The 1,432-nt window shown below is 74.7% G+C and carries 1 protein-coding gene; it reads right to left on the bottom strand.

The features are described from left to right. Window positions 1-1,432, bottom strand: a 1,432-nt coding sequence (locus FM110_RS14010) for a DUF7937 domain-containing protein (protein WP_159457934.1), incomplete at both ends; no start/stop codon positions are given.

Below are 1,432 nucleotides of genomic sequence, written 5' to 3'. Positions count from 1 at the left end.
GGAGGGGCGCGGCCCGATGGGGCCGGCAGGAGGGGCGGGGCGCGAGAGGCCCGGTCTCTCCCGCCCCTGACCCCCTGCGGGGAGCGCTGCCCGGGAAGGGCTTGCGGGCCGTCATCTCGGAGCGGACGTCGGGCACGCGCGCGAGGATCGAGCGGGCGTCGGTGTCGCGGCGACGGAAGTCGTCGAACATGCGCACGATGTCGGGGGCGCCGTACTGGTCGCGCACGGGCGCCGGCACGGTGAGCATGAGCGCCACGGCGATGCCGACGGCGAGCGCGACGCCGCCGGTCACGAGCCCGGCTCCGGCCCCGGAGGCGACCGAGTTGACGATCACGTCGAGGAAGCCCAGCAGCACCATCACGACGGCGGCGACGACGGCTCCGGCGCGGGCGCTCAGCGCGGACCGCTCCAGGAGGGAGCGCCGTCCGACGGAGGACAGCACGACGAAGATGCCCGCGAGCACCGCGTCGATGACATACAGCATGGGCATGCCGCGCCCCACGCCCCCGGCGGCCGCGAACGCCATCAGCACGCACGCGATGAGGGCGGCGAGGTGGATGCGGCGGGAGAACTCCAGCGTGCGGACGGCGTAGACGATCCAGTCGGCGCGGCGGAACGACAGCGGCATGGTGCGCACGAAGGACCGCGAGACCATCACGGCGAACACGGCGAACAGCAGCGGCAGGTAGACCAGCCCGGTGGCGGCGGACCGCGGCAGCGCGAACTGCAGGCGCAGGGCGTCGTCGGCGAGCGCGCCGGCGATGAGCCCGGCGACGGCGGCGACGGCGAACACGTAGCGGGACCGCTCGCGCCGCAGGCCAGCCCGCAGCACGATGCCGAGGACGACGGCCGACAGGAACGCATCCGCGAGGACCCGCACGGAGTAGGCCCAGCCGGTGGTGGCCACGCGGCCGATGATCATCACGAGGGCCAGCAGCGTGAGGGCCGCTGCGACGCCGGCGAGCACCAGCAGCAGGCACCGGGTGCGGGAGCGGGCGCGCTCCCCGGGTATGAAGCCCTCGTGGCGGCGCGGTTCGATGCCCAGCCCCGCGCCGAGCAGCATGAGGGCGACGCCCACCCCGATGCCGACGGGCGGTCCGTCGGGCAGCGGGGCGAACAGCACGGGGATCGACAGCGCGAGATCGGCGCCGATCGTGCCGACGGCGACGATTAGCGCGGGGATCATGCCGATGACGCGGAGGCGCCGCACGAGCGCGAGCCGCGGCTGCTCGGGAAGCCAGCGCAGCAGGTGGACGGCGATGAGTGCGGCGACGGCGATGCCGATCGCGATGCGCGGCGCCAGCAGCCACGGCCCGATCTCCGCCTGGGTGTAGGGGACGGTGCAGGCGGTCAGGAGGGCGATGAGCGCGACGATGTCGCGCACGGCGTCCCACCAGGACAGCGCGGCGAAGCGCGACGGCAGGGAGAGCAC

Source organism: Brachybacterium nesterenkovii (assembly GCF_900163655.1).
GTDB lineage: Bacteria > Actinomycetota > Actinomycetes > Actinomycetales > Dermabacteraceae > Brachybacterium > Brachybacterium nesterenkovii.
Note: the sequence above shows the minus strand (reverse complement) of the source record. Positions and strands in the feature narration are given on the sequence as shown.